This is a genomic window from Kitasatospora sp. NPDC059408 (assembly GCF_042751525.1).
Classification (GTDB): Bacteria; Actinomycetota; Actinomycetes; order Streptomycetales; family Streptomycetaceae; genus Kitasatospora.
In genome coordinates, this window is record NZ_JBHYWI010000055.1 from 23,918 (window position 1) to 46,645 (window position 22,728).

The 22,728-nt window shown below is 73.4% G+C and carries 30 protein-coding genes and 2 pseudogenes; 16 read left to right on the plus strand and 16 right to left on the minus strand.

Annotated elements, in window-relative coordinates; genetic code table 11:
* Positions 1-75 precede the first annotated feature (75 nt).
* The 3 genes from ACFXDE_RS30055 to ACFXDE_RS30065 all read left to right on the plus strand — a co-directional run bounded on the left by ACFXDE_RS30055 (position 76) and on the right by ACFXDE_RS30065 (position 2,207).
* Positions 76-660 (plus strand): TetR family transcriptional regulator, encoded by a 585-nt coding sequence (locus ACFXDE_RS30055; RefSeq protein WP_380497834.1) that lies wholly within the window; start codon positions 76-78, stop codon positions 658-660.
* Between the two features lie 183 nt (positions 661-843).
* Positions 844-1,476 (plus strand): cysteine hydrolase, encoded by a 633-nt coding sequence (locus tag ACFXDE_RS30060; RefSeq protein WP_380497875.1) that lies wholly within the window; start codon positions 844-846, stop codon positions 1,474-1,476.
* A 65-nt stretch (positions 1,477-1,541) separates the two neighbouring features.
* A complete protein-coding gene (locus ACFXDE_RS30065; protein ID WP_380497835.1) occupies positions 1,542-2,207 on the plus strand; it encodes a hypothetical protein in 666 nt (221 codons plus the stop codon).
* A 91-nt stretch (positions 2,208-2,298) separates the two neighbouring features.
* Here ACFXDE_RS30065 and ACFXDE_RS30070 read toward each other — a convergent pair whose 3' ends face one another.
* Together ACFXDE_RS30070 and ACFXDE_RS30075 are read right to left on the minus strand one after the other, a co-directional pair.
* A complete protein-coding gene (locus ACFXDE_RS30070; protein WP_380497836.1) occupies positions 2,299-3,564 on the minus strand; it encodes an FAD-dependent monooxygenase in 1,266 nt (421 codons plus the stop codon).
* 179 nt (positions 3,565-3,743) lie between these two features.
* Positions 3,744-3,971 (minus strand): hypothetical protein, encoded by a 228-nt coding sequence (locus ACFXDE_RS30075; protein ID WP_380497837.1) that lies wholly within the window; start codon positions 3,969-3,971, stop codon positions 3,744-3,746.
* 208 nt (positions 3,972-4,179) lie between these two features.
* On the opposite strand from ACFXDE_RS30075, the gene ACFXDE_RS30080 reads away from it, so the two are divergent.
* Genes ACFXDE_RS30080 through ACFXDE_RS30090 form a run of 3 tightly spaced genes read left to right on the plus strand, consistent with a single transcriptional unit; the run spans position 4,180 to position 6,353 of the window.
* Complete coding sequence (locus ACFXDE_RS30080) at positions 4,180-5,616, plus strand: RNA-guided endonuclease InsQ/TnpB family protein (RefSeq protein WP_380497838.1); 1,437 nt, start codon at positions 4,180-4,182, stop codon at positions 5,614-5,616.
* Positions 5,609-5,812, plus strand: a complete 204-nt coding sequence (locus ACFXDE_RS30085; RefSeq protein WP_380497839.1) for a hypothetical protein — start codon at positions 5,609-5,611, stop codon at positions 5,810-5,812. The genes ACFXDE_RS30080 and ACFXDE_RS30085 overlap by 8 nt, the downstream gene beginning before the upstream one ends.
* 10 nt (positions 5,813-5,822) lie before the next feature.
* On the plus strand, positions 5,823-6,353 hold the full coding sequence (locus ACFXDE_RS30090) for a hypothetical protein (protein WP_380497840.1): 531 nt from the start codon (positions 5,823-5,825) through the stop codon (positions 6,351-6,353).
* Positions 6,354-6,408: 55 nt separating this feature from the next.
* On the opposite strand, the gene ACFXDE_RS30095 is transcribed toward ACFXDE_RS30090, so the two are convergent.
* The 8 genes and pseudogenes from ACFXDE_RS30095 to ACFXDE_RS30130 form a co-directional block, all read right to left on the minus strand.
* Entirely contained in the window at positions 6,409-6,924 is a 516-nt protein-coding gene (locus ACFXDE_RS30095) for a hypothetical protein (RefSeq protein ID WP_380497841.1), read from the minus strand.
* 394 nt (positions 6,925-7,318) lie between these two features.
* On the minus strand, positions 7,319-7,534 hold the full coding sequence (locus ACFXDE_RS30100; protein WP_380497842.1) for a hypothetical protein: 216 nt from the start codon (positions 7,532-7,534) through the stop codon (positions 7,319-7,321).
* A 205-nt stretch (positions 7,535-7,739) separates the two neighbouring features.
* Positions 7,740-8,306: a DUF5919 domain-containing protein gene (locus ACFXDE_RS30105; RefSeq protein ID WP_380497843.1), complete on the minus strand. Its 567-nt coding sequence runs from the start codon at positions 8,304-8,306 to the stop codon at positions 7,740-7,742.
* A 37-nt stretch (positions 8,307-8,343) separates the two neighbouring features.
* Positions 8,344-8,790, minus strand: coding sequence for an NUDIX hydrolase (locus ACFXDE_RS30110; protein WP_380497844.1), 447 nt, complete (start codon positions 8,788-8,790; stop codon positions 8,344-8,346).
* Positions 8,791-8,819: 29 nt separating this feature from the next.
* Positions 8,820-9,239 (minus strand): annotated as a pseudogene (locus ACFXDE_RS30115) (DNA-binding protein); the annotation flags it as partial.
* A gap of 90 nt (positions 9,240-9,329) precedes the next feature.
* Positions 9,330-9,539 carry a DUF397 domain-containing protein gene (locus tag ACFXDE_RS30120; RefSeq protein ID WP_380497845.1) on the minus strand — a complete coding sequence of 70 codons (210 nt, stop codon included), beginning with the start codon at positions 9,537-9,539 and terminating at the stop codon, positions 9,330-9,332.
* A 64-nt stretch (positions 9,540-9,603) separates the two neighbouring features.
* Positions 9,604-9,816, minus strand: coding sequence for a DUF397 domain-containing protein (locus tag ACFXDE_RS30125; protein ID WP_380497846.1), 213 nt, complete (start codon positions 9,814-9,816; stop codon positions 9,604-9,606).
* Entirely contained in the window at positions 9,813-10,649 is an 837-nt protein-coding gene (locus ACFXDE_RS30130; protein ID WP_380497847.1) for a Scr1 family TA system antitoxin-like transcriptional regulator, read from the minus strand. The genes ACFXDE_RS30125 and ACFXDE_RS30130 overlap by 4 nt, the downstream gene beginning before the upstream one ends.
* Before the next feature lie 118 nt (positions 10,650-10,767).
* Between ACFXDE_RS30130 and ACFXDE_RS30135 the strand changes: the two genes are divergently transcribed.
* The 4 genes from ACFXDE_RS30135 (at position 10,768) to ACFXDE_RS30150 (ending at position 12,346) form a co-directional block, all read left to right on the plus strand.
* Positions 10,768-10,959, plus strand: a complete 192-nt coding sequence (locus ACFXDE_RS30135) for a hypothetical protein (protein WP_380497848.1) — start codon at positions 10,768-10,770, stop codon at positions 10,957-10,959.
* A complete protein-coding gene (locus tag ACFXDE_RS30140; protein WP_380497849.1) occupies positions 10,959-11,210 on the plus strand; it encodes a hypothetical protein in 252 nt (83 codons plus the stop codon). Before ACFXDE_RS30135 ends, ACFXDE_RS30140 begins: the two co-directional genes overlap by 1 nt.
* An 82-nt stretch (positions 11,211-11,292) precedes the next feature.
* Complete coding sequence (locus tag ACFXDE_RS30145; RefSeq protein ID WP_380497850.1) at positions 11,293-11,751, plus strand: NUDIX domain-containing protein; 459 nt, start codon at positions 11,293-11,295, stop codon at positions 11,749-11,751.
* Between the two features lie 43 nt (positions 11,752-11,794).
* On the plus strand, positions 11,795-12,346 hold the full coding sequence (locus ACFXDE_RS30150) for a hypothetical protein (protein ID WP_380497851.1): 552 nt from the start codon (positions 11,795-11,797) through the stop codon (positions 12,344-12,346).
* 104 nt (positions 12,347-12,450) lie between these two features.
* Here the strand turns inward: ACFXDE_RS30150 and ACFXDE_RS30155 are convergent, their stop codons facing one another.
* Entirely contained in the window at positions 12,451-13,212 is a 762-nt protein-coding gene (locus ACFXDE_RS30155) for an aminoglycoside phosphotransferase family protein (protein ID WP_380497852.1), read from the minus strand.
* A 221-nt stretch (positions 13,213-13,433) separates the two neighbouring features.
* Between ACFXDE_RS30155 and ACFXDE_RS30160 the strand changes: the two are divergent.
* Together ACFXDE_RS30160 and ACFXDE_RS30165 are read left to right on the plus strand one after the other, a co-directional pair.
* Positions 13,434-13,769: pseudogene (locus tag ACFXDE_RS30160) on the plus strand (maleylpyruvate isomerase N-terminal domain-containing protein); the annotation flags it as partial.
* 47 nt (positions 13,770-13,816) lie between these two features.
* Positions 13,817-14,026 carry a hypothetical protein gene (locus ACFXDE_RS30165; protein ID WP_380497876.1) on the plus strand — a complete coding sequence of 70 codons (210 nt, stop codon included), beginning with the start codon at positions 13,817-13,819 and terminating at the stop codon, positions 14,024-14,026.
* A 15-nt stretch (positions 14,027-14,041) separates the two neighbouring features.
* On the opposite strand, the gene ACFXDE_RS30170 is transcribed toward ACFXDE_RS30165, so the two are convergent.
* On the minus strand, positions 14,042-14,881 hold the full coding sequence (locus ACFXDE_RS30170; protein WP_380497853.1) for a BPL-N domain-containing protein: 840 nt from the start codon (positions 14,879-14,881) through the stop codon (positions 14,042-14,044).
* 244 nt (positions 14,882-15,125) lie between these two features.
* Between ACFXDE_RS30170 and ACFXDE_RS30175 the strand changes: the two genes are divergently transcribed.
* A complete protein-coding gene (locus ACFXDE_RS30175) occupies positions 15,126-15,338 on the plus strand; it encodes a hypothetical protein (RefSeq protein ID WP_380497854.1) in 213 nt (70 codons plus the stop codon).
* A 21-nt stretch (positions 15,339-15,359) separates the two neighbouring features.
* Here ACFXDE_RS30175 and lanL read toward each other — a convergent pair whose 3' ends face one another.
* Entirely contained in the window at positions 15,360-17,966 is a 2,607-nt protein-coding gene (gene lanL, locus ACFXDE_RS30180) for a class IV lanthionine synthetase LanL (RefSeq protein ID WP_380497855.1), read from the minus strand.
* 154 nt (positions 17,967-18,120) lie between these two features.
* Positions 18,121-18,288, minus strand: a complete 168-nt coding sequence (locus ACFXDE_RS30185) for an SflA family class IV lanthipeptide (RefSeq protein ID WP_380441257.1) — start codon at positions 18,286-18,288, stop codon at positions 18,121-18,123.
* A gap of 161 nt (positions 18,289-18,449) precedes the next feature.
* On the opposite strand from ACFXDE_RS30185, the gene ACFXDE_RS30190 reads away from it, so the two are divergent.
* A complete protein-coding gene (locus ACFXDE_RS30190) occupies positions 18,450-19,184 on the plus strand; it encodes an alpha/beta hydrolase family protein (RefSeq protein WP_380497856.1) in 735 nt (244 codons plus the stop codon).
* A gap of 20 nt (positions 19,185-19,204) precedes the next feature.
* Here the strand turns inward: ACFXDE_RS30190 and ACFXDE_RS30195 are convergent, their stop codons facing one another.
* Entirely contained in the window at positions 19,205-20,011 is an 807-nt protein-coding gene (locus ACFXDE_RS30195) for an NAD(P)-dependent oxidoreductase (protein ID WP_380441261.1), read from the minus strand.
* A gap of 65 nt (positions 20,012-20,076) precedes the next feature.
* Between ACFXDE_RS30195 and ACFXDE_RS30200 the strand changes: the two genes are divergently transcribed.
* On the plus strand, positions 20,077-20,970 hold the full coding sequence (locus ACFXDE_RS30200) for a LysR family transcriptional regulator (protein WP_380441262.1): 894 nt from the start codon (positions 20,077-20,079) through the stop codon (positions 20,968-20,970).
* A 145-nt stretch (positions 20,971-21,115) separates the two neighbouring features.
* A complete protein-coding gene (locus tag ACFXDE_RS30205; RefSeq protein ID WP_380497857.1) occupies positions 21,116-21,586 on the plus strand; it encodes a carboxymuconolactone decarboxylase family protein in 471 nt (156 codons plus the stop codon).
* Between the two features lie 514 nt (positions 21,587-22,100).
* On the opposite strand, the gene ACFXDE_RS30210 is transcribed toward ACFXDE_RS30205, so the two are convergent.
* Positions 22,101-22,712, minus strand: coding sequence for a hypothetical protein (locus ACFXDE_RS30210; protein ID WP_380497858.1), 612 nt, complete (start codon positions 22,710-22,712; stop codon positions 22,101-22,103).
* Between the last annotated feature and the right edge of the window lie 16 nt (positions 22,713-22,728).

The window sequence follows — 22,728 nt, forward strand, 5'->3', positions numbered from 1 at the left end:
CGGGGGCCGGGGGCGCTGGGCGGCCGGCGGACCGTGCGTCCAACCGGCCGGTTGGACCCTTCGTATGCTGGCCCCATGGGATGGGACACCGCGAAGACCAAGAGGCTGCTGCTCGACGCCGCCGTGGACGAGTTCGCCGCACACGGCCCCGAGGGCGCGCGCATCGACCGCATCGCCGCCGCGGCCGGCGTCAACAAGGAGCGCATCTACCCCTACTTCGGCGGCAAGCGGCAGCTCTTCGACGCCGTGGTCCAGCGCGAACTGGAGCAGCTCGCCGCCGCCGTGCCGATGGCGGAGGACGACGGACACCCGGTCGACCTCCCCGAGTACGCGGGCCGCGTCTTCGACTACCACCTCGCCCACCCGCACCTGCTGCGCCTGCTGCAGTGGGAGGCCCTGTGCGGCGAGCCCGGCGCGGAGGTCGCGGGGCAGGAGCGGCGGGCCGCGTACTACGCGCAGAAGGTCGCCGCGCTCGGCGGCGCCGGCCGGTCCGGGGCGCAGCCCCGCCCCGAGGACCTGCTGTACGCCGTCGTGGCGCTGGCCGGCTGGCAGTTCGCGGCGCCGCAGCTGGCCCGGATGATCCTCGGCGGGACGGCGCAGGAGGATCCGGCGGCCCGTCGCGCCGCCGTCGTCGACCTGGTGCGCAGGCTCGTGCGCTGACTTCCGGGTCTCCCTGCCCTCGGGGGTTCTCGCCCTCGGGTGCCGTCGCCCTCGGGGGCGTCGCCTTCGGGTGTTGTCGGCGGGCCGCATTTCCAACTGGCCGGTTGGAGGTGCGGCCCTTTCGCGCTAGTCTCCAACTCGTCAGTTGGAGTTTCTTCCGGCAAGGAGCCGACCGTGACCGTCATGCCCGCGCGCCCGCACGCCGCCCTCGTCCTGATCGAGTTCCAGCGCGAGTGGCTCGACCCCGAACACGGTGCTCTCCACCGCCTCGTGGCGGACCGCGACCTGCTCGACACCGCCGTGCGCGGGGCGGCCACCGCCCTGGCCGCCGCCCGTGCGCACGGTGTCCCCGTCGTGCACGTCCCGCTCGTCCTCACGCCCGGCGCGCCGGAGCTGGCGGGCTGGACCCCGGCCCGCCTGGGGCTGCGCGCGGCGATCCCGGCGGCGGGCACCTGGATCGAGGGCGGTGCGGGCACCGGGTTCGCCGAAGGTTTCCGCCCCGGGCCCGGCGAGCCGGTCGTGCGCGGCCGGGCTGGGGCCAGCGCCTTCGCCGGCTTCTCCGATCTCGACCTGATCCTGCGCCGGCTCGGCGTCACCGACCTGTACCTGGCCGGTTTCGCCACCCACGTGTGCGTCGAGTCCACCCTGCGCGAGGCCCACGACCGCGGCTACACCGCGCACGTCGTCCACGACGCCTGCGCGGCCTTCACCCGTGCCCAGCAGGACCACGTCCGCGAGCACGTGATCCACCACTTCGGCGCCGAGACCGACGCCGCCGCCTTCGCGGACGCGTGCGCGCGCACGGGCGGCTGGTGACCGCGGGGCCCTATCCTCGGGCCGTATCCTCGACCGGAGGCCGTACGACGGGGTGGGAGCGGTAGTTGGGCAGGCAGGAGATGCGCCGCACGGTCGACGCGCCGCTGCGGCGGGCGGGCCTGGAGGTGCTGGAGGGCGGGGTGCCGCAGCCGGTCCTGCCGGTGTCCGTGGTGGGTTTCGCGCTCCACCGCGACCCCGGACCGCAAGACCTGGGCCTGGTCTGCTTCGAGAGCGACGAACCGGACCTCGTCGCGCGGGCCAACCAGGGCTGGTACGAACTGGCCCTCTCCTGCGGCCTGTTCGGCGCCGACCGCGAGTTCCTGCTCGCCCTGCCCGTCCACCGCTTCAGCGCGCGGGCCGCGTCCCGGCACCGGCGCGAGCAGTGGCGCCGCGTGCGCCTGCTGGAGCGCTGGGACCTGATGGGCGCCGGCTGCTCGGTCACCGTCGGAACGCACGAACTCGGCCACCCCCAGCGCCTGCTCGGCTTCGGGCCCGGCCTGCCCGGCTTCGCGATGCTCTCCCTCGACGGCTCCGTCACCGTGCTCGGGACGACCGAGCAGAGCGGTATCGCCTTCCACGCGGTGTCCGACCCCGGGAAGACGGAGTCCGTGCGCGGCAGGCTCCAAGCGGCGGCGAACCGGGTGTGGGACCCGCGCGAGGAGTGGTTCATGGGGGCGGTTCGGGTGGAGCGCGAGGAGGCCCGGGCCTGGCTGCTTCGTCAACAGGGCTGAGCGCGCGGGCTGTTCACCGGAGCCGGAGCGCCGCCGCACCCCCGTGGCGGCGGCGCTCCGCTGCTCCCGTCCGTCCCCGGCCGGTGCGGCATCAGGCGGTGGTGGCGAGGGCGTAGTCGGGCAGGTCGATGTCGCCGGCCTTGGCGAACTGGGCGGCCAGGATGCTGCGCATCGGCCAGCGGCCCATCATCCGCATCGAGGCGGCGCGCAGGCGGATCATCGTGGCGCTGTTGGGGGCGTAGCCGTTCATGCCGCCGGGCGGCAGTTCCTGGGAGCGGGTGACGTAGGGGCGCATCAGCTCCTCGTAGCGGGCGAACGCGGCGCGGTGGCCGGTGCCGGCGGCGCGGGCGGCGGCGAGTTCGCCGGCCAGCAGGTAGGCGCCGACCAGGGCGAGGCTGGTGCCCAGGCCCGTGAGCGGGCTGGGGCAGTAGCCGGCGTCGCCGACGAGGGCGACGCGCCCGCGGGTGTAGTGGTCGAGGTGGATCTGGCCGTAGGAGTCGAAGAAGAAGTCCTCGGCGCGGGCCATGCCCGCCAGCAGCCGGTCCACCTCCCAGCCGGCTCCCGCGAAGCGCTCGGCGAGCAGGCGCTGCTGGGCGGCGGTGTCGCGCCGGTCCAGGCCCAGCGGCGCGGAACGGAAGCCGAGCGAGGCCTTGATCTCGCCGGGCAGCCGGCCGGGGCGGGCGCCGGCGACCAGGCCGCCGGGCGCGTTGTACATGAGGAACCAGCCGTCGAGGTCGATCTCGTCGCGGACGGTGAACCAGGCGTTGTAGCCGCCGAGCGGCCTGAAGTGGCCGTCGTCGCCGCCGAAGGCCAGGCGGCGCACCGTCGAGTGCAGCCCGTCGGCGCCGACGACCAGGGCGAAGCGGCGCGGCGCGGCCTTCTCGAAGGTGACGGTGACGCCGTCCGCGTCCTCCGCGAGGGCGGTGACGGTGTCGTCGAAGAGGTACTCCACCTCGTGGGCGGTGGAGCGGTACAGCAGGTCGGCGAGGTCGCCGCGCAGGATCTCGATCTCGGCGACGATGCCCTCGCCCTCGAACAGCTCGACCGGCATCCGGGCCGTCAGCCGCCCCCTGCGGTCGACGAGTCCGAGCCCGCGCTGGTCGACGTTGAGCGCGCGGGCCTGCTCCATGAGCCCCATCCGCTCGATGACGGTGCGCCCCGCGCCGCGCAGGTCCACGTTCTGCCCGCCGGGGCGCGGGGCGGGCGCGCGCTCGACGATGACCGGGTTGAAGCCGCCCCGGCGCAGCCAGTGGGCGAGGACGGGCCCGGCGATCCCGCCGCCGGAGATGAGGACGTCGTTGGTGCTGCTGCCGTCGGTGTGCGCGGGGTGCGTGGTGTGCGCGGTGGTGTTCTCCATGCCCCGAATGTACGGCGTACGCAACGCACTCAACAAGCCCTATCTGCGGGGTTTCCGGCGGCACCGCACTAGTGCACTAGGGCGGTCGGGCGGGCCCGCGAGGCGGCGGCGCAGGCCGCGCGGGGTGGGTGGTGCACTAGTGCGCTCGGCGGGCGGCGCGGAAATTTTTTTGCTACGGGTCACAGGCCCGGGTGGCCGACCAGTTCCAGGCTGCGGCGCCACAGTTCGGCGCGGGCCGCCGGGTCGTAGGCCTGTGCGTTGGCCCGGGTCTCGCGGGTGCGGTCGAAGTAGCGGCCGGTGACGCCCGCCAGCGCCGGACCGGTCACCAGGCGGTGGACGGCGGCCACGCCCTCCTCCAGGCTGTCGACCGAGTAGCCCATCTCCTCCAGCACCATTTTGGTGGGCATGAACGTCCCCGGGGTGCAGGCTGTTGACCGTCACCTCGCCGGCCGGCACGCGCGCCGCGAGCTCGAACCCGCAGGTGATCTGAACTCTTGGGTGCCAACCCCTGCTTTGGCTGGGGGCGGCCCATTTTTGGGCTCGGAGTCGCGAAGCGGCGCAGGTCTCTGCGTTGTCAGTGACGTGCGCTAGGTTGATCGCGGCTGTTGAAGGGGGGTGTTCCTCGTGTTGTCCGGGCGACGGTACCGTCTTGAACTCGATTCGGGGCAGGCTGAGTTGTGCGAGACATTCGGTGATGTCTGCCGTTCGGTGTGGAACACCGCTTTGGAGCAGCGCAGGGAGTACCGGCGGCGTGGGGCGTGGATGGACTACGTTCCGCAGGCTGCCGAGCTGGCGGAGGCGAAGCGGGAGTTCCCGTGGCTGACGGAGGCGCCTTCGCACGTGTTGCAGCAGACGTTGAGGGATCTGGACCGGGCGTGCCGGGAACACGGCACGTTCCGGGTGCGGTGGCGCTCCAAGGCCCGTTGGCGGCCGTCGTTCCGGTTCCCGGTGGGGAATCGGATCACGGTGGAGCGGACCGGCCGCAAATGGGGTCGGGCGAAGCTGCCGAAGCTCGGATGGGTCCGCTTCCGATGGTCCCGCCCGCTCGGCGGCCAGATCCGCTCGGCGACCGTTACCCGGCAAGGGCGGCACTGGTTCGTGTCGTTCCTGGTGGAGGACGGCAATCAGACCCCTGAGCGGCACGCGATGCCGAACGCCGCCGTGGGCGTGGACCGCGGCGTCAAATTCGCCGTGGCAACCAGCACAGGCGACTTCCACGACCGGCCGTATGTGACGCTGGGCGAGGCGAAGCGGCTGCGCCGCATGCAGCAACAGCTTGCCCGATGCACGCGCGGCAGCAACCGGCGCAAGGCGGTAGTGGCGAAGATCAACGCGATCACCGTCCGCGTCCGCAACCGGCGTGCGGACTTCTGTGCGCAGGCCGCCAACAAGCTGGCCACCCACAACGCGGTCGTGGTGCTGGAAGACCTCCGTGTAAAGAACATGACCGCCTCCGCCGCAGGAACAATTGAGCAGCCCGGCCGAGGCGTCCGTGCCAAGGCTGGACTGAACCGGGCCATCCTCGACAAGGGCTGGCACCTGCTCGAACTCGCGCTGCGCAATGCGGCGCGTACCACTGGCACTGCTGTGGTGCTGGTCAATCCCGCGTACACGTCGCAGACCTGCCACGCCTGCAAGCACGTGGACCCGAAGAACCGCGAGAGCCAAGCGGCCTTCGAGTGCACCGCCTGCGGACACCGGGACCACGCCGACGTGAACGCCGCGAAGAACATCCTCAACGCCGCAGGGCATGCGGTGTCAGGGCGTGGAGACCTCGGCACCAGCCGGTCCGTGAAACGCCAACCACCGGCCGCGCGCACCCGCGCGGAGGCAAAGCCCCCGCGCGGCACACGCGGCCGGAATCCCCGTGCCTTAGGGCGGGGAGGAAGTCAACTGGGCGAGTTTGCTCCGGCAGTACGCCCCCATCCCGTCGTAGTCGCACTCCAGCATCAGGTCGCGAAGTCCACCGGCTGCTTCCCGGGCGAGGCCACATGCACGACCCGCGCCGGCGCGCGGCGGCGGCAGGAGTTCGAGCTCCCTGGCGATGAGTGAGCGACCTTGCGGCCCCTGCCCCGCGACCCCCGCGATCGTGGTCGACGTCGGCTGCGCCGGCGAGGACGCCCGGTTGGAGGTCGTCCCAGGGCACGTGGACGCGGCCCGCGCCCTGGGCATGGCCGCCTTCGTCCACACGGGCACCGCGCAGACCCACGCCCGGATCGGGGAGTTCGCTGTCGGTCCCGGTTCGTAGCATGAGCCGCATGTCGGACGCCTTCACCGTGCTGTGGACCCACTACACCTGCGACGAGCTGCGCAAGGCCGGCCTTGCGGGCCGGCGGCCCCCGGCCGCCTTCAGTGGCGCCCACTCCTCCCTGCCCGCCTGGTCGGGCGCCCGCGCCGGGGACGAGGTGTACGCGGTGCACGTGCGGCAGCGGGAGGTGTTCGTGGTCAGCCGCATGCGGATCGTCGACCGTGAACGGCGCGACTGCTGCGGCCCCGCCCCGCAGGCCTGGGGCGAGCGCTCCCACCCCGGCCACCACGACTGGTGGGCGCTCGGCGCCGGCGGCTGCGGCGCCGAGGTCGTCCACGTCGACGCGACGCCCGTGCGCTTCGACCTCCCCGTCCCCGGCGACCTCCTGCCCCGCCTCACCTGGCGCAACCAGCGCGGCCGCACCCGGGGCCTGAAGTACGTCGTCGACGGCCGCCTGGAGCGCGCCGTCAGCCTCCAGGGCTTCTACCGCCTGACGCCCGAATCGGCCGCCGATCTCGCGGAGTTGGCCGACAGCGCGTGAACGCCCGCGTGCCCGGCACGGAGGTCCCTGCCGGGCACGCGCGTGGTGCGTGGGGTCAGCTGAAGGACACCTCGTAGACGCCGACGGAGCGGGGGGTGAAGTGGGCGACGCCGGTGAGGCCCTCGTACCGGAGGGTGCCGCCGGTGACGATGCCGTCGAAGTCCTTGAGGTCGGCCCCCGGCTTCGGGACGGGGATGACCGCGTCGAGGGCGATCTGGGCGCCGTCGCTGAACTTGAAGACGCTCGTGCACAGCACCTGGTCCGCGCTCGTGCCGGTCGCGTCCTTGTCGCAGTTGGCGTAGGCGGTGCCGATGTTCCTGCCATCGACGTCCTTCATCGAGGCCCTGCCGCCGAAGGCGTTGCCGAGCCCCTGGGCGGCGCCGCCGAGGTCGGCGGTTCCCGTACTGTCGAGGGTCATGTCCGGCACCTGCACCGCCCTGGTCGCGCGGTGGGCGCCGGCCTGGGGCTGGCTGTCCGCCATGGCGGGCATGCTCAGGGCGGCGGTCGTGCCGAGCGCCAGAGCGGCGGCGGCGAGGGTGAGGGAGCGCTTGACGGACATGACGCGGTGCATGGGTATTCCTCCGGTGGTCCGGGGCGGTGCTTTCGGGTTGAGCACCCGGAAGCCGGTGGAAGTCGACCACACGCGGTGATCCCCCGGCCGACCGTCGTCCCTGCGTGTCCTGCCGGGCGGCGCTTCGCCCATCCCTTGCGGGGCAAGGGATGGGGACGCCTACGAACGGTCCGGCTGTGCCGTCCGGGCGGTCACGCCCGTCACCCGTACGGGCCGTGAAGTTCACCCGCCCGGCACGCCACGGGCGGTACCGGGCACCCGGGAGGGGAAGCCGGTAGCGCCCGGGGCCTCACGTACGTCGTCCACGGCCGCCTGGAGCGCCCTCGCACAGGAAGTCGACGGAGCCGACTTCCTGCGCAAGGCCGGTCAGTGCTCGGAGAGGCCGCCGCGTGACCTACTCGACCACGGCCCGGGTGGCGGGGCCGCTCACGCGTGGCACCGCCACCCGGGTCCACTGGACGAGGCGGTCGAGCACTGCGAGCACGACGTCCTGGCGCCCGGGCGGCAGGAAGGGCCAGGTCAGCCAGGCCGGGGCGGACAACAGCACGACCGCCAGGAGCGGCAGCGCGAACAGTGCGACGAGAAAGGGGCGTGACAGCCACGCAGGCATGCGTCGACCTCCAGATGAATCCCGCGGAGGGGAACCGTGCCGGACGGCGACGCAAACTGGGCACCCCACGCGCTCAAGCGCGTGCAGCCTCCGGCCAGAGCCGACATCCGGTGATGCGGTCCGACTCTACCCGCAACTCGGCCCTGCCAAGGGACGGTTGAGTGCAAAGTTGGCGAGGAGTCCTGGGGCTGTCGATTGCGTCGACTCAGGCGGCGGCGCGGATGGCGGTGCCCCGGGACCAGAGTTCCTCGGTGTGCTCGGCGAAGCGGCCGAACATGCCGTCCTCCTCGCTGTGCCGGATGTGCATCATCGGCGAGTCGTGGCCGACGGTTCGGGCGAGGTGGGGAGTGACGAGGGCGTGCTCGTCGAAGCGGAAGACGGAGAGCCCGATGTGATTCGGCCCGTCGTCGAGGGCGCTGAAGCGGGCCTCGATGCCGTCGGCGTCGGCAAGCTTGGTGAGATTCTCCAGCGTGATCCTGATCCGGGTCGACACCGTGAGGGTCACATCCTCGATCTGCTCACGCAGGCGGGTCGTGTCAGAACTGGGGTCTCCCAACAGGAAACGGACCCGACAGCCGGCTTCGGCCTTGCGCCGGAGAGTCTGGGGGAGGTCGGGCTGCTCCAGCCAGAGGAAGTAGTTGGTGTACCCGGCCAGGAAGATCTCGGATCGGGTCTCGGCGATCAGCTGCGCCCAGACCGACTGAGGGCAGGCCGAGCGGTACGGATAGACGGCGAACACCCCTCGCTCGTGCCCGGAGTTGGACGAGATCACTCGTGGTATGGAGTGAGAAGTCGGCGGGGTCGACTTCTCACGTGAGCCGGCGGCCGTCGTGAGAGCGGATGTGGGGCGGTCCGGGGCGGAGGGCGTCGAGGATGCGGACGGCATAGACCTCGCTCATGCGGCCGGCGGCTTCGTCGGGGGTGAGCCAGGCGACGGCGGTCGTTTCGGCGGAGAGGCACTCGGCGCCGCTCTCGGGGTGGCAGCGGAAGACGAGGGCGACGATGCCGCGGGCCATGTTCTTGTAGACGCCGGTCAGTTGGCCGACGGTGACGTCGATCCCGGTCTCCTCGCGAATCTCGCGGCGCAGGCCGTCTTCGACGGTCTCGGCGAGTTCCAGAACTCCGCCCGGTGGTTCCCAAGCACCGTTGTCGGCGCGACGGATCGCCAGCACGCGCCCATCCTCGCGGACGACCGCCCCCGCGACGGAGACGGAGTGCAGCGGTGTTGACCGGGAAGTCTCGGTGTCGCTGTTCATGGACGGGAGGGTAGGGCTTTGGCGCGTGGCTACTCGGCGGGCGGCGTGCTGTACCGGGCCAGGACTTCGTCAGCTGTGGACTTGTCGACCAGGCGGAGGTCCCACGGGCCGGTGTTCACGTCGAACTCCTTGCCGAAGCCGACCCACTTGCCGGACATGCGCCAGCCGGTCGGATCGATGAGGAGCTGAACGGCCCCGTGATACCTGGCGCCCTGGTAGTAGCCGTCCTGCGCCGTCTGTTCGACCCAGGTGCCGGTGACGACGTTCCGGTCGATGGTCAGGTCGAAGGAGATCGGGGAGTCGGGATTGGACGACGCGCCGGGGAGCGATTGTCCGGTGATGCGGTTGCCGTGCTGAGCCAGGACTACGTGGTGAAGGCCGGTAAAGGTGCCGTTGCGGCTGCCGCTGTAGAACTCGTACCGGCTCAGCCATACCCCGGAGTGGTCGTCGGGCATGTCGTGCCCTCCTCGCGTCGCAGCGGCGTGGTTCGGATGCCTTGCCCGCCCCGGAGCTCGGGGCGGGCAAGGCCTGAAGGGCTGTTACCGGGCGTCGAACTCGTCAGCGCGGATAGCGGTGATGAAGGACTGCCAGGCGTCGGCGGTGAAGACGAGGGCGGGCCCGCTCGGGTCCTTGGAGTCGCGGACGGGCATGACGCCGGTGAAGCCGGGAGCCACCTCGATGCAGTTGCCGCCTTGCTGGCTGTAGGTCGACTTCACCCAGCGGGCGGTGCTCGAGTTGATGTCGGGCATGCGATCCCCTCCTGAGCTGTGGGCCCCGCCGCCCCGAGTCTGGGCGGCGGGGCCGAGAGCTGTGCTACCGGGCGTCGAACTCGTCGGCGCGGATGGCGGTGACGAAGGACTGCCAGGCATCGGCGGTGAAGACGAGGGCGGGGCCGTTGGGGTCCTTGGAGTCGCGGACGGGCATGACGCCGGTGAATCCGGGAGCCACCTCGATGCACTGGCCTCCGTCGGTGCTGCGGGAGGACTTGACCCAGCGGGCAGAGGACAGGTCGAGGCGGGAGCTCATGGTGCCAGTTCCTTCCGGATTCTTCTGATCATGGCCAGGGATTCGGCCCTTGGAGGTGCGTCTACCTGTAGCCGATCGTATCGTCTGCGCCACGAAATGACAGTGGCTCGATCCCGCTCCAGGAAGCCTCGGTGAAGCGTCTCGGTGTACCCGAGCTGGGAGTTGTCGCCGATGGTCAGCAGCGTGACGGCTGAGCGGAACGACCGGTGCACCCCCATGCTGAACGGAATGACCTGGATCATGACGTTGGGCCCGGCCGCGAGTTCTTCGAGGCGTTCGAGTTGTTCGGCCATGATGGATGGCCCTCCGAGCTGCCACCGGAGCACACTTTCGTCCAGAGCGGCGTAGACGAAAGGCAGAGGCGTGCGGGTCAGGAGCTTCTGCCTGGCCATGCGGATCGCGAGGCGTTCCTGGGCTTGCTCTGCGGTGACTTCGCCCAGATCCACGGCGCAGGTCAATTCGGCCTCGGCGTACGCCTGGGTCTGGAACAGGCCTGGGACGGCGCCGATCTCGAACAGCCTTATCTCCCGGGCCTGGGCCTCGAACTTCGTGAAGTCGGCGAACCCCTCGGCCAGGCCTGCGGAGTTGGAGGCCTGCAGCCACATCAGCGTCAGGGCGCCGTGGAGGCCGAGGGCCTTGTCGGCGGCCTCGGCGAATTTTCTGGACACCTGCTTCGTGGCAAGTTCGGCGACGCAGACCGTGGACGGGTTACACCCGATCTTCTTGGCGAGCTGAGCCTGGGTCAGGCCCGCTGCCTTGCGTGACCTGCGAAGGAGTACCCCGAATGGCGCCCACGGGCCTGACTCGGGGTCAATTTCCTTGATGTTCACCATGGGTGCTCCAAATTGGATGCCCGGGAAGACAAGTCCATCTTCGCTTCCGATGCTAGGTCTCCTCGCGCCACCATGAGCACAGAACGTGAAATATCGACTGCGGAGGGTTCTCGAAATCATGGTGCTGTCCAGACTCCACGGGTACGGGGTGCGGTGGGACCCGGAGGGGCGCTGCTACCGGGTGCGGAACGAAGTCACGGGGGAGTGGCTGCGCTGCGGCTCGACCGGTGAGCTCGCCTCTTTCCACTCCTTCTGCGCCGCGTTCTCGGCGTGGCGGGTGTTCGAGGTGCACCGTAGGACCGGTGTGTGATGGCCTCGATGCTCGACCGGGCGACTGCCGAGCAGCGGCGTGAAGCCGCGCTCGTTGCCGACGACTTGGCGGCCGTCCTCGCTCTGGGAGGGGTCAAGTTGCCCTCTCTGGAGGTGGACTGGGACTTCGGGCGCCGTACCGGCTGCTACCTGATCTCTCTCGGCGCCGCCCGTGTTCCGGAGGTGGGGCGGATCGTCGAACTGCTCCGCAAGGGGCTGCACTTCGAGCGCCTCGCCGCCGATGACGACTGAACTCGCCGCCCGCCTCCTCTGGCTGCTCGGCTTCGCCGCCCTGATCAACTGGTGTTTCTGGAACAGGAAGTAGCACCCCCCCATGCGCGACCCCCGCCTCCTCGCCAAGCCTCCCGTCTGCCGGCTCGGCTGCCTCGCCCTCGTCCGCAACCCCCGCGGCGACGTCCTCCTCGTCGACCCCGACTACATGGACGGGCTCATCCTCCCCGGCGGCGCCGCCCGCCCCAACGAGCCCCCGCACGAGGCCGCCGGCCGCCACCTCGCCGAGCAGACCGGCATCGGCGTGCGGCTCGCCGACGTGCTGGCCGTCGACTACACGCCCGCCGACCGCTACCTGGAGCGCCTCAACCTCGTTTTCGATGGCGGGATCACGGGCGCGCAGCCCGTCGCTGCGCCGCAGAGGCGCAGCGGGCTGCTGGGGGCGCGCTTCGTGCCGGTGAAGCAGCTGTCCGCCGTCATGGCGCCCGCGCAGGCGGCCCGTGTGGCCGAGGCGCTGGCGGGGCGGGCCGTGCCGTTGCTTCTGTGTGGGCAGCGTGCTTAAGCTTCGCGTCGATCATGTGTGCGAACGGCGAGGGAACTGCGAAATGGTGAGGCTCACGGAGCGCCGGCCCTGGGTACTGGGCGTCGGGGCGCTCGTCGTTGCCGGGCTCGGGACCGGCGGTGCCCTGCTGGCGTTCGGCGCCGGGGAGTCCGACCTCACGCAGACCCTGTGCGGGCAGCCGCGCGCCAAGGGCACTCCGCTCGGCGCGCTGCTGCCCAAGGGGCGTCCGGGCGTCGACGAGCGCAAGGCGCAGGCGGCGGGCAACGGGCAGGGCGCGCAGACGTCCTGTACGGTCTCCGTCGACGGGCAGGAGGCGCTGAGCATCGTCCTGTTCCGCCTCGGGCCCGACCAGCCGTCCGGCACCGACGGGCACGACCTGCGGGCCCTCGTGGGGCGCGGGCCGATCACCGGGGGCGGCGGGTCCGGCGTCACCGAGTACTGCGCGGGCAGCAGCACGGACATCGTCAGCGCCACCGTCCTCGCCCAGGGCGCGATCCGGTCCAAGCCGCACGCCGATTCCACCTCCTTCGACCATGCCCTGGGGCAGCTCGCGCAGGCCGTCGTCGCGGGGCAGCAGCAGGACGTGTGCCGTTAGGCGGCCTGGACTCGCCGTGTCGTAGGTGCCGGGAGGTGTCGGCCGGTGGCGCCGGGGGCGGGTGGGGCTCGCCCTGTCCCAACCTTCCTGCCGGCAGCGCGAGTTCAACCCGAGGGGTCGATCAGGTGCCGGTTGTCCCGGCTCCAGGCGAGGAGGGCCCGGAGGTTGTCGAGGTGTCCTTCGGCGACCCAGGTGGCCTGGGGTTCGTGGCCCTGTTCGGCCAGGCGCCGGTTGACGTCGATGTTCTGCTCCTGGACGGTGAGCACGGCGTCGACCAGGCCCGTCGTGTCGGTGAGGCCGTAGGCGGTGGCGAACAGCTCCAGGCGGTGACGGCGGTCGGGCGGCTTCGGGTAGCGCAGCCACCGGGTGCACGTGTCGTCATCGCGGAACGGCGCCGCGTATTCGAGGGCGTAGGCCACGTCGTGCAGCCGTGGGGCCGGACGTGCGTGGTCCCAGTCGATGATTCCCGCCGGCCGGGTGCCGTGCCAGACGGTGTTCCAGGGGCCGAAGTCGCCGTGGCAGACGACTTCGTCGCCGACCGGGCCGGCCGTCCTGGTGGACCAGCACGTCGTGTCCGGGGGCCGGTATCCGGCCACGGCGTCGTGGTAGTCGCGCAGGAGGCGGGCGAAGGTGATCAGGCCACGGTCGTCGACGACCTTGGCCCAGCCGTCCGGGCCGGATTCGCCGCCGATCCAGGTCAGCACCTCGCGGCCCTGCCCGTCGAAGCCGAGGACGCGGGGCGCGAGTTCGTAGCCGACGGCCTCCAGGTGGCGGAGCAGGCCGTGAACCGCCGGGGTCCACGGTCCGGCCGGCCGGTGGACCGTGTCGCCGATGCGCTCGACCCGGCCGAGATCTGGTGTGCTCACCTGGAAACCGTCGCGAGGAAACGGCCGTGGCGCAACCGGTTATCGTGCCGTCGCACCGGCCTCGGCCGGCCCTGGCCGGATCGGCAGGGTCGTGACGGCGAGACGCCGGGACAACCGGGGCCGAATGTGCCGAACGGCACTGATGGAGCGTCAGGGGCGGTTGTTACGGTTCCGCAGGAAGGTGGAACGAAAGCCGGGAAACCGGGGGAACGGGGGACAACATGACGGCCGACGGGTTCGAACTGCTCGCCCGGGCGCACGACCACCTGCTCGCCGCCGTCCGCGCGGTGCCCGCGGGCGGGTGGGACGCGCCCACGCTGTGCACCGAGTGGACGGTGTACCACCACGCCCGGCCGGACCAGCGGGCGCTGACGATGCGGATCACCGGCGCCGCGCCGGCCGGTGACCCATTCGCCTCCGATCGGGCGGTCGAGGGCGACGCCGTGGCCGAGGTGGCCGAGGTGGCCGAGTTGGAGCGGGTCTGCGCGCAGGCGCGGCCCGCGGGGGAGTCGGGGCGCGGGGCGGAGAGCGTCGGCACGCCCATGGGGCCGATGCCCGCCGCCCGGGGCGCCGCGGTGGCCGCGCTCGACGTGGCCGGGCACGCGTGGGACATCGCCGTCGCCACCGGCCGGCCGCTGCCGTTCGACGACGCGCCGGCGAGGGGCTGGAGGGCGTCGGGGCGTTCCTCATACCCGTCGTGCGCGACGGCTTCGGCACGTTGGCCGCCGTGCCGGTCGCGGGCGGCGCGGGTGCGGCGGACCGGCTGCCGGCCTTCTCCGGCCACGATCCGCGCTGGACCCCGGCCGCCGGCTGAGCCGGAGCCTTCCCGTCACGGCGCGGTCATCAGCGTCTTCAGCAGGTCGTCGCCCAGGCCCAGGCCCGTGGCGGAGACGTCGGGCAGGTGGTAGCTGCGGTACCAGTCGGCGGGCGCCTCCGGGTGGGGGCCGCTGACGGCGACGCGGCCGGTGCCGTAGGAGGCGACGGCGGCGGCGATGCGGTCGTTGGTGTAGCGGGCCAGGACGTCGGCGCCGGGGCCGTCGACGTCGAAGTAGGGGCCGTCCTGGAAGTACATCGGCTGCCGCTGCCCGCGCCAGGCGACGTCGACGAGGCCGTCCTTGTCGTCGGTGACGGTCGCGCCGGGGGTCTTGATGTACTCGCCGGAGTCGCCCGGCAGGAGGTCGTAGCCCGGGTCGCCGGCGAGGTAGCCGCCCATGCAGATGCCCAGGTAGCGGCCGCCGCCGCGCACGTAGTCGCGGATCAGCTCGGGGCGGAAGCCCGGGGTGCGGCGCAGCAGGCCCCACGCGGTGGTGACCTCCTGGCCGTTGGTGCCGCCCGGCTGGACGTACAGGGCGGCGCCGGCCAGCGCGGCGGGGCCGAAGCGCAGGTCCTCGTCGGGGCCGATGAAGCGGACGGTGAAGCCGTTGCGCTCCAGCAGGTCCTGCGCGGCCTCGGAGCAGCCGTCGCATGCGGCGGGGCCCCGGTAGACGACGGCGAGGGGGTGGGCCGGGTCCGCGCTCGCGGGGGCGGCGGCCGGCGCGGTGGGCGCGGGTGCGGCGTCCTCGGAACGGTCCTTGGCCTGCGGCGCGGCGCAGCCGGCGCTCGCGGCCAGCAGTGCGGCGGCCAGGCCCAGTGCCGCCGTGGCCCGGGCGGGACGGCGCCCACGCGTCATCGGCTGTTCCCCCAACGGTCGTGCCCCCAACGGTCTTGCCTCCAAAGGTCGTTCCCCCGGTGATCGTCCGCCGGGCCCGGTGGGCGCACGGCGTGCAGCGACGACGCTAAGGGGTGATCGTCGTCAGTGCACAATCGGCCCGGTGGGGGGGTGCGCGGCCGGGGAGGGAAAGCCGGTTGCGGTGCCGGGCCCGGTGGGCGCTAGGGTCCTCGCGTTCGGATAGCAAGATCGAAAGGGGCGGGCGATGGGCCTGGAGAGCATGCCGGGTGTCGAATGGAAGATCATGGACGCCAAGGGACGCAACTACTCCTACGACTCCAAGGAGGAGGCGCTGGAGGAACTGCACGAGTACGGGCCGGGCGCTTCGGTCTGGCGGCGCGAGGTCTACCGGGTGACGATCTTCTTCACCCGTTCGGTGAACGGATGGCAGCAGGTCCACCCCGCGCCTTCGGCCTGACGGCCGGCGGTCGGGCGACAGTCAGGCGACGGGCAGCAGGGCCGGGCGCGGGCCGGTGCCGCGGTGCAGGCGGCGCAGGAACGTGAGCACGCCCGGCGTTCCGGTGGCCCACGCGGGGGACTCGGTCAGCAGGGCCGTGCCGGGGAAGACCGGACGGTGGGGCGGGCCGCCGGCGCGCGACAGGACCAGGGCCGCGATCTGCCCGGCGGCCTCCCGGTGGCGCTCCTCGCCGGTGGCCGACGCCAGGTCGACGAGCAGCTCGCCGACCCCGGCCAGGCCGCAGCACTGCACCACCTGGCCCATCCGCGGCGCCAGTGCCCGGCACGCCCCGGCCGCCTCGGCGGCCAGGTCCACGTAGGCGTCCTCGCCCAGGCGCAGGCCCGCCTGGAGCAGCACCGTGCCGATCCCGGCCAGGCCGCGGCACCACGAGCCCCAGCGGCGGGTGGCGCCCGGCCGGGCGGCCTCCGCCGCCAGGCGCGGCAGCTCGGCGGCCAGGTCCTCGACGATGGCGCGCCCGGCCGCCTGCGTCGCCGCGTCGGGGGAGGGCAGGGCGAGGAGCAGGTGGGCCAGGCCGGCGCGGCCGTGGGCGAAGCCCTCGGCGAGGGCGGCGGTGCCCGGGTTCGGCTCCTCCTTCAGGTCCTGCGGCGCACCGTCGGTCAGGCGGCGGGCGCACGCGGCGGCCACGGCGAGGTGGCGCTGCGCACGGGCGCCGTCGCGGAGGCGGGCCATGAGCAGGTGCGCGGTGCCGATACCGGCCGCGCCCGAGATCTGGTCGGTGGGCACCAGGGCGCCCGGGTCCGAGGCGTCGGCGAGGGCGGGCTCCGGGGTGCCCAGCCGGGCATCGGCGTCGGCGTCGGCGGAGACGGGCTCCGGGGTGCCCAGGCGGGCGGCGGCGTGGGCGAGGAAGAGCTCGACGCCCGCCCGCCCGTCGTACAGGCCGGGCCCGAGCAGCCCGAGCGCCGGGTGCGCGGCCGTCCAGCGGGCGAGGGCGGCGGCGGCCTCGCGGGCGTCGGGGTGCTCGTCGGAGTGCTGGAGCAGTTCCAGGCCGAGGCCGGCGGCGCCGTCGTAGAGCGAGAGCAGCGTGCGCGGCCGGCTCGCGGCGGAAGGGGAGCCGAGCAGCTCGCGGGCCATCCGCACGCAGGTGCCGACGGTGTGGGCGACGACCTCCCCGAGGCCGTCCGCGCCGGGGCGGGCGACCTTGCGGCCGGCCGGGCGGCGGCCCTCCCGCAGGGCCGCCGCGGCCGCCGTGCGCTCCCCGGCGTCGAAGCTCAGCAGGCCCGCCACCACCGCGAGGGCCGGATGGTCCGGGGCGGGCAGGGCGGCGGCCAGACAGGCCAGGGTGCGGTCGCGGCAGGCGGCCGGGTCCGGGCCGATCGCCACCGGGTCCAGGCCGGTCAGCGCGAAGTGCAGGGTCGTGCCCAACGCGTAGTAGTCATCCGCGGGCCGGGCAGGCACCGAGGCGACGGGCAGACCGTAGCCCGGGGTCGCGCCGGCCGGGCGCTCACCGTCCAGGGCGCTGACCCCGAAGTCCACCAGCGACCACGAACCCGCCTCGCCCCGCACGACGTTCGCGGGCTTCAGATCGCACACCACCACGCCCCGCGCGTGCACCGCGTCCAGCACCCGCAGCAGCGCCCGGGCCGCCTCCCGCCAGCCGCGCCCGCCCGAATCCCCTTCCGCGTAAGGGCCGTGGGCGAGGACGTCGCGGCGCAGGTCGCGCGGCCCGCAGGCGCTCGTCACCAGGTACTCGTCCGCGCCGTGCCGGACGTAGTCGACCAGCCGCGGCACCCCCGCCACGCCCGCCAGCGCCGCCAGCACCCGCCGCTCGTGCCGCAGCCGCCCGCGCGCGTCGACGCCCTCGGTGTCCTCCCCGACGAACGCCCGCGCCTGCTTGACCACCACCCCCAGCCCGCTCGCCAGTTCGACACCCCGGTAGACGTGACCGCCGGGCGCGCGGCTGATCCCCGCGGTGATCCGGTAACGGCCCTCGCCTACGCACGTGCCCTTCGGCGGCGCGGCGGCGGTGACGGCGGCGGTGACGGCGGTGGTGACGGATGCGGCGGTGAACGGGTCCACGGCCCAAGGCGGTTGGGCGTACGAGGGCTGCGCGAGCCCCGGGAACGTCCGCCCGTCCGGACCGCTCATCAGCGCGACGTCCTGGTCCTGCGGGGCACGGAACGGGCCGTAGCGGTAGTAGACCGGCGAACCCGCGCGCACCTGCCGGTCGCTCACCACCCGCGGACCGTCCCACCCCGCCAGCAGCTGCGCCAACTCCTCACCCAGAGCCACGACTTCACCCTCACGCGGATACACCGTGACGGCCTTGCCGACGGCCGCCGCCCCGTGCACCCCGGAGTTCGTCGCGCCCAGCACGTCCGCGCCCGCCGCGAACTTCGCGTCGCACGTGCGGCGCAGCAGTACCGGCACCACCAGGTCCAGCAGGAGCGGCAGTTGGGCGGCGCGGGCCGAGACGTGCAGCTTCCAGCCGTGGGCGAGCGCGGGCATCGCACGGTCGTGCAGGTACAGCCACTGCCCGTCCGCGTGCAGACGCCGCCGTCCCCCGCCCTCCGGTGCCCGCGCGACCAGGCGGGCGAGCTGCGCGAGGTGCTCCGCCGGGTGCTCCCGCACCGAACCCCCTTGGAATGCCGGGCGGGTGAGCGCCCCCGTACCCGGAGTACCGCGCTCACCCGCCGGTCGGAATGGACCGCCCCGGTCCGGTCGGACGGGCTGCCCCCGTCCGGTCAGACGGACCGCTTCGGTCCCGTCGAACGGGCCGTTCGGGTCAGGAGTCGCCGCCGCACGGGAATCGCGTCGGAACCCAGGTCACGAACGGGTCGGCGAGACAGGCCGCCGGGGCGAGATCGGCGTCGAACTCGTCTTCGAACACGATCCCCGCCTCGTCGATCTCCAGCAGGCCCGCGTCGTGGATCTCCAACATGCTTGCAGTCACGGGTAGTTCCTCCCATCTACCGGGTTGGTGCCTTGCGGTCCGCACATCGTACTAACCCCCGTGCATCCGTCCTAGTGGTGTGACGCCACCTGCTTCGCGCTCGGAGCGGTACCGTTGGCCACCGACGTGCCGTTGGTCTATGTGGGTGAGGGATAAAACGGATGCAGAAGCGTGAGGTCGTGCGCTACGGAAGCGCACCCAGCCACTTCGTCGAGCTGTGGGACGCGGACCCGCAGGGCCCGCCCGCCCGGGGCCTGGCGGTGACCGTGCACGGCGGCTGGTGGCGCGACCGGCACGACCTCCACCTCATGGACGCCCTCGCCGCCGACCTCGCCGGCCGCGGCTGGTGCGTGGCCAACATCGAGTACCGCCGCACCGGCGGCGACGGCGGAGGCTGGCCGGACACCCTCACCGACGCCCTCGACGCGGTCGCCGCCGCCCACGCCGTGCGCCCCGCCCTCGCCGACCTCCCGTCGATCGCCGTCGGCCACTCCGCCGGCGGACAGCTCGCCCTGCTGACGGCCGCCGCCGGCCTCGTCAACGCCGCGGTCGCACTCGCACCGATCACCGACCTGCCGCGCTGCGCCGCCGAGGGCCTGGGCGAGGACGCCACCCCGCTGTTCGTCGGCACCCCCTACGACGACGACCCGGCCCCCTACCGCGAAGCCTCCCCGCTCCACCGCCTGCCCCTGGGCCGCCCCCACCTGATCGTCCACGGCGACCAGGACCAGCGCGTGCCCGTCACCCACAGCCGCGCCTACGTCGAGGCCGCGAAGGCGGCGGGGGACCCGGTGACGTACGTGGAGCACGCGGGCACCGACCACTTCCAGGTCGTGGACCCGCAGCACGCGAGCTGGGCGGCGGCCGTGGGCTGGCTGGAGAACCGCGCGGGATAGCCCCCCGACCAGGAGGCGCCTCAGCCCCGGCGGATCGCCTCCACCGCCCGCGACAGGTCCTCGTCCGCGATGTCCGGGTGCGACAGCAGCACCTCGTGCGCCGCCGTCAGCACCCGGCCACCGCCCGCCAGCGCCAGGTCCTTGGCGGCCAGGCGCACCGGGAAGTCAGACTCCCGGCTGCGGGCGCGGGCCACCACCCCCGCGAGCGGCCCGCCCCCCAGCACCTCCAGCGCCAGCTCCTGCGGCAGCCCGAACCCGTCCGCCACCGCCAGCGCCTCGCCGAGCGCCGTCACCCCGGCCACCACCGCGCCCATCACCACGACCTTCAGCGCCGCGCCCGAACCCGGCCCGCCGCAGCGCAGCACGCGCCCGAAGTGCTCCAGCACCGGCTGCGCCCGGTCGAGGTCGGCGCTCTCGCCGCCCGCGTAGATCGTCAGCGTGCCGTTCGCGGCCGGCCCGACGCTGCCCAGCACCGGCGCGTCCACCAGGGACGTCCCGGCGGGCAGCCGTTCGCGCAGGGCGGCCACCGCCTGCGGACCGACCGAGGACATGTCGATCCACAGCGCCCCCGGCGCCAGGTGCCCGAGGAAGTGCCCGGCCACCTCCTGGACCGCCGCCGGGTCGGTGAGCATCGTGATGACGACGTCCGCGCCCTCGACCGCCTCCGCCGGGCTCGCGGCGCGGGGCAGGTCGCCGGCGCGCTCGGGGCTGCGGTTCCAGACGGTCAACGGCAGTGCGGCGGCGGCCAGTCGACGGGCCATCGGCAGACCCATCCGGCCCAGGCCGAGGAAGGCGATCTTTCGGAGAGGAGCGTGCTCGGTGTTCATGGCCACCACGCTAGGCAGCCCCGAGCCAGGCGACAAACGAATGTCTCGCATGGTACCCATGCCTCATGGACATGGCTTGGCTCGACGTCTTCCGCACCGCCGCCCGCCTCGGTTCCTTCACCGCCGCCGGCGAGCACCTCGGCTTCACCCAGTCGGCGATCTCCCGTCAGATCTCCACCCTCGAAGCCGAACTCGGCGCCCCGCTGTTCGACCGCCTCGCCCGCGGCGTGCGCCTGACCGAACACGGCCGCGCCCTCCTCCCGCACGCCGAGGCCCTGCTGGAACGCCTCGACTCCACCCGCCGCGAACTCACCGCCCTGACCGAACTCGGCACCGGCCGCCTGCGCCTGGGCGCCTTTGACAGCGCCAACGCCGCCCTGGTGCCCACCGCCCTCGCCGCCTTCCGCGCCGCCCACCCCGAAGTGGCCGTCTCGCTCACCGAAGGACTCTCCGCCACCCTCCTCACCCGCCTCGCGGACGCCGACATCGACCTCGCCGTCGTCGCCTCTTACCCCGAACACCCCTACGACCACGAGCAGTTCGACCTCCAGCCGCTCGTCGAGGACCCGGTCCTGGTCGCCCTGCCCCGCGGCCACCGCCTCGCCCGGCGCCGGCGCCTGCGCCTGGCCGAACTCGCCGACGAGCCCTGGATCGCCGCCCGCCGCACCATCGAGACGACCCTGCTGGCCGCCTTCGTGCGCCAGGGCCTGCGCCCGCGCGTCGAGTACGCCGTCGCCGGCTGGACCGCCAAGCTCGGCCTCGTCGCCGCCGGACTCGGCCCCGCCCTCATCCCCTCCCTGGCCGCCCGCGCCGCCCGCCCCGACATCGCGCTGGTCGCCCTGCACCCCGACGACACCCCGGTGCGGCAGGTCTTCACCGCCGTGCGCCGCGGCCACCACCCGCCCCCGGCCACCGCCGCCTTCCTCGTCCACCTGCGCGAGGCGGCGGCACGCCCCTGACATCGACGTGATGCCCGTGTGACGCAGGTCACGGCGGGCGGCCGGCCGGGGATGTCACATCCGCGGCGCGGGCGGGGTCGAGGTAGTGAGAGCAACCGCGAACGGCGCACGCGAACAGCGAGCGCACCGACCAGAGGAGCCCGTCATGGAAGCCCGTTTCAACTACTACGCCACCGCCACCGGCGCGAAGTTCGTCAAGCTCATCAACTCGGCCGGCGCGGCCCTCAAGGACGCGGGCGTGCCCTACGCCACCACCCAGCTGGTGCTGCTGCGGGCCAGCCAGATCAACGGCTGCGGCATGTGCACCGACATGCACTACAAGGACGCCGTGCACGCCGGCGACCGGCCCGAGCGCCTCAACCTGGTGGCCGCCTGGCGCGAGGCGACGGTGTTCACCGACGCCGAGCGCGCCGCCCTGGAGCTGACCGAGGAGGCCACCCGCATCGCCGACGCCGCCGGCGGGGTCGGCGACGCGGTGTGGGAGAACGCCGTCAAGCACTACGACGAGGAGCAGCTCGCCTCGCTGGTGTCGACGATCGCCCTGATCAACGCCTACAACCGGCTGAACGTGATCTGCCGCGTCCCGGCGGGCGACTACCAGCCCGGCCAGTGGTGAGCCGCCCCCGCCTCCCCGCCCGCCCGTTTTCGCGAACGGGCGGGCGGGAGGCGGGGCGGGTCCCGGGCTCGTCCGGGTGAACCGCGCGGACGAAGCCGCAGCCGGGCGCGGCGTGGCCGGACGGCGACGCGGACACCCGGCCTGCCGCCTTCCGGTGTCCGCCGCCTTCCAGTGCCCGCCGCCTTCCGGTGTCCGCCGTCTCCGTCGCCCTCCCCGGGCGCTCGACAGGCCCGTTCCGGGCCGGTGTGGAACGGTGGGACGCAGGGGGCGGTCCTGGAGAGAGGAACGGTGTCATGTCATCGAAGAGGCGGCGCAAGAAGAAGGCGCGGGCCAGGCGCGGAGCCAACCACGGCCGTCGGCCGCAGTGCTGAGAACCGGCGACCACCGTCCCGCCGCGGCCGAGGAGGCCGCGGCGGGACTTCGCGCGCTCCCGGGGCGGTAGGCCCCGCCCGTCGCCCGTCGCCCGTCGCCCGTCGCCCGTCGCCCGTCGCCCGATCGGCCCCCCGGCGCCCACTCACGCCGCCCCGAAGCGCCACACCGCGTGCTCCAGGGCGCCCGGGTCGTGCCCGAGCAGGGCGGCGGCCTCCTCGTAGGCCGTGCGCAGCGGCCCGTAGCGCAGGTCGGTGAGGCCGGCGCCGGCGGCGAAGGTGCGCAGGTGGACGTCCACGGCGACGCCGGGGCGGCCGACGAGGCCCCCGAGGTAGTCCGCGGTCTTGGGGCCGACGCCGCGCACGGTGCGCAGGGCGGCCCGGTGGGCGGGCTCGCCGAGCCAGGCGTGCAGGTCCGCGCGGGTGTCGACGCCGTGGGCGGCCAGCAGACGGGCGAGGGCATGGGCGACGGCGACGCGGGCGGGACTGGCGAAGTCCATCGCCGCGGCGAGGTCCTCGCGCTCCAGCCGGGCCAGGAACCCGGTCACGGTGGCGGCGTCCGGCCACCTCTCCTGCAGCCGTACGATCCTCGGCCGGACCACCGCCTCGTAGCGCCGCCGCGCCTGGAAGGCGGCGTCGCAGATCACCGCCCCCATGTGGGACCAGCCGCCGGGTGCGGCGAACGGACCGTCACCGAGCACCTCCCGTATCCGGTCGGCGAGTTGACGGGCGGGCGCGGCGTACTCGGATTCGTCCACGGCCACGATGATCCCC

Coding starts and splice junctions, on each gene's coding strand:
- ACFXDE_RS30055 (WP_380497834.1), top strand. CDS start 76: ATGGGATGGGACACCGCGAAGACCAAGAGGCTGCTGCTCGACGCCGCC.
- ACFXDE_RS30060 (WP_380497875.1), top strand. CDS start 844: ATGCCCGCGCGCCCGCACGCCGCCCTCGTCCTGATCGAGTTCCAGCGC.
- ACFXDE_RS30070 (WP_380497836.1), bottom strand. CDS start 3,564: ATGGAGAACACCACCGCGCACACCACGCACCCCGCGCACACCGACGGC.
- ACFXDE_RS30075 (WP_380497837.1), bottom strand. CDS start 3,971: ATGCCCACCAAAATGGTGCTGGAGGAGATGGGCTACTCGGTCGACAGC.
- ACFXDE_RS30085 (WP_380497839.1), top strand. CDS start 5,609: ATGAGTGAGCGACCTTGCGGCCCCTGCCCCGCGACCCCCGCGATCGTG.
- ACFXDE_RS30090 (WP_380497840.1), top strand. CDS start 5,823: ATGTCGGACGCCTTCACCGTGCTGTGGACCCACTACACCTGCGACGAG.
- ACFXDE_RS30095 (WP_380497841.1), bottom strand. CDS start 6,924: ATGCACCGCGTCATGTCCGTCAAGCGCTCCCTCACCCTCGCCGCCGCC.
- ACFXDE_RS30100 (WP_380497842.1), bottom strand. CDS start 7,534: ATGCCTGCGTGGCTGTCACGCCCCTTTCTCGTCGCACTGTTCGCGCTG.
- ACFXDE_RS30110 (WP_380497844.1), bottom strand. CDS start 8,790: ATGAACAGCGACACCGAGACTTCCCGGTCAACACCGCTGCACTCCGTC.
- ACFXDE_RS30120 (WP_380497845.1), bottom strand. CDS start 9,539: ATGCCCGACATCAACTCGAGCACCGCCCGCTGGGTGAAGTCGACCTAC.
- ACFXDE_RS30125 (WP_380497846.1), bottom strand. CDS start 9,816: ATGAGCTCCCGCCTCGACCTGTCCTCTGCCCGCTGGGTCAAGTCCTCC.
- ACFXDE_RS30130 (WP_380497847.1), bottom strand. CDS start 10,649: ATGGTGAACATCAAGGAAATTGACCCCGAGTCAGGCCCGTGGGCGCCA.
- ACFXDE_RS30135 (WP_380497848.1), top strand. CDS start 10,768: ATGGTGCTGTCCAGACTCCACGGGTACGGGGTGCGGTGGGACCCGGAG.
- ACFXDE_RS30140 (WP_380497849.1), top strand. CDS start 10,959: ATGGCCTCGATGCTCGACCGGGCGACTGCCGAGCAGCGGCGTGAAGCC.
- ACFXDE_RS30145 (WP_380497850.1), top strand. CDS start 11,293: ATGCGCGACCCCCGCCTCCTCGCCAAGCCTCCCGTCTGCCGGCTCGGC.
- ACFXDE_RS30150 (WP_380497851.1), top strand. CDS start 11,795: ATGGTGAGGCTCACGGAGCGCCGGCCCTGGGTACTGGGCGTCGGGGCG.
- ACFXDE_RS30170 (WP_380497853.1), bottom strand. CDS start 14,881: ATGACGCGTGGGCGCCGTCCCGCCCGGGCCACGGCGGCACTGGGCCTG.
- ACFXDE_RS30175 (WP_380497854.1), top strand. CDS start 15,126: ATGGGCCTGGAGAGCATGCCGGGTGTCGAATGGAAGATCATGGACGCC.
- ACFXDE_RS30190 (WP_380497856.1), top strand. CDS start 18,450: ATGCAGAAGCGTGAGGTCGTGCGCTACGGAAGCGCACCCAGCCACTTC.
- ACFXDE_RS30195 (WP_380441261.1), bottom strand. CDS start 20,011: ATGAACACCGAGCACGCTCCTCTCCGAAAGATCGCCTTCCTCGGCCTG.
- ACFXDE_RS30200 (WP_380441262.1), top strand. CDS start 20,077: ATGGACATGGCTTGGCTCGACGTCTTCCGCACCGCCGCCCGCCTCGGT.
- ACFXDE_RS30205 (WP_380497857.1), top strand. CDS start 21,116: ATGGAAGCCCGTTTCAACTACTACGCCACCGCCACCGGCGCGAAGTTC.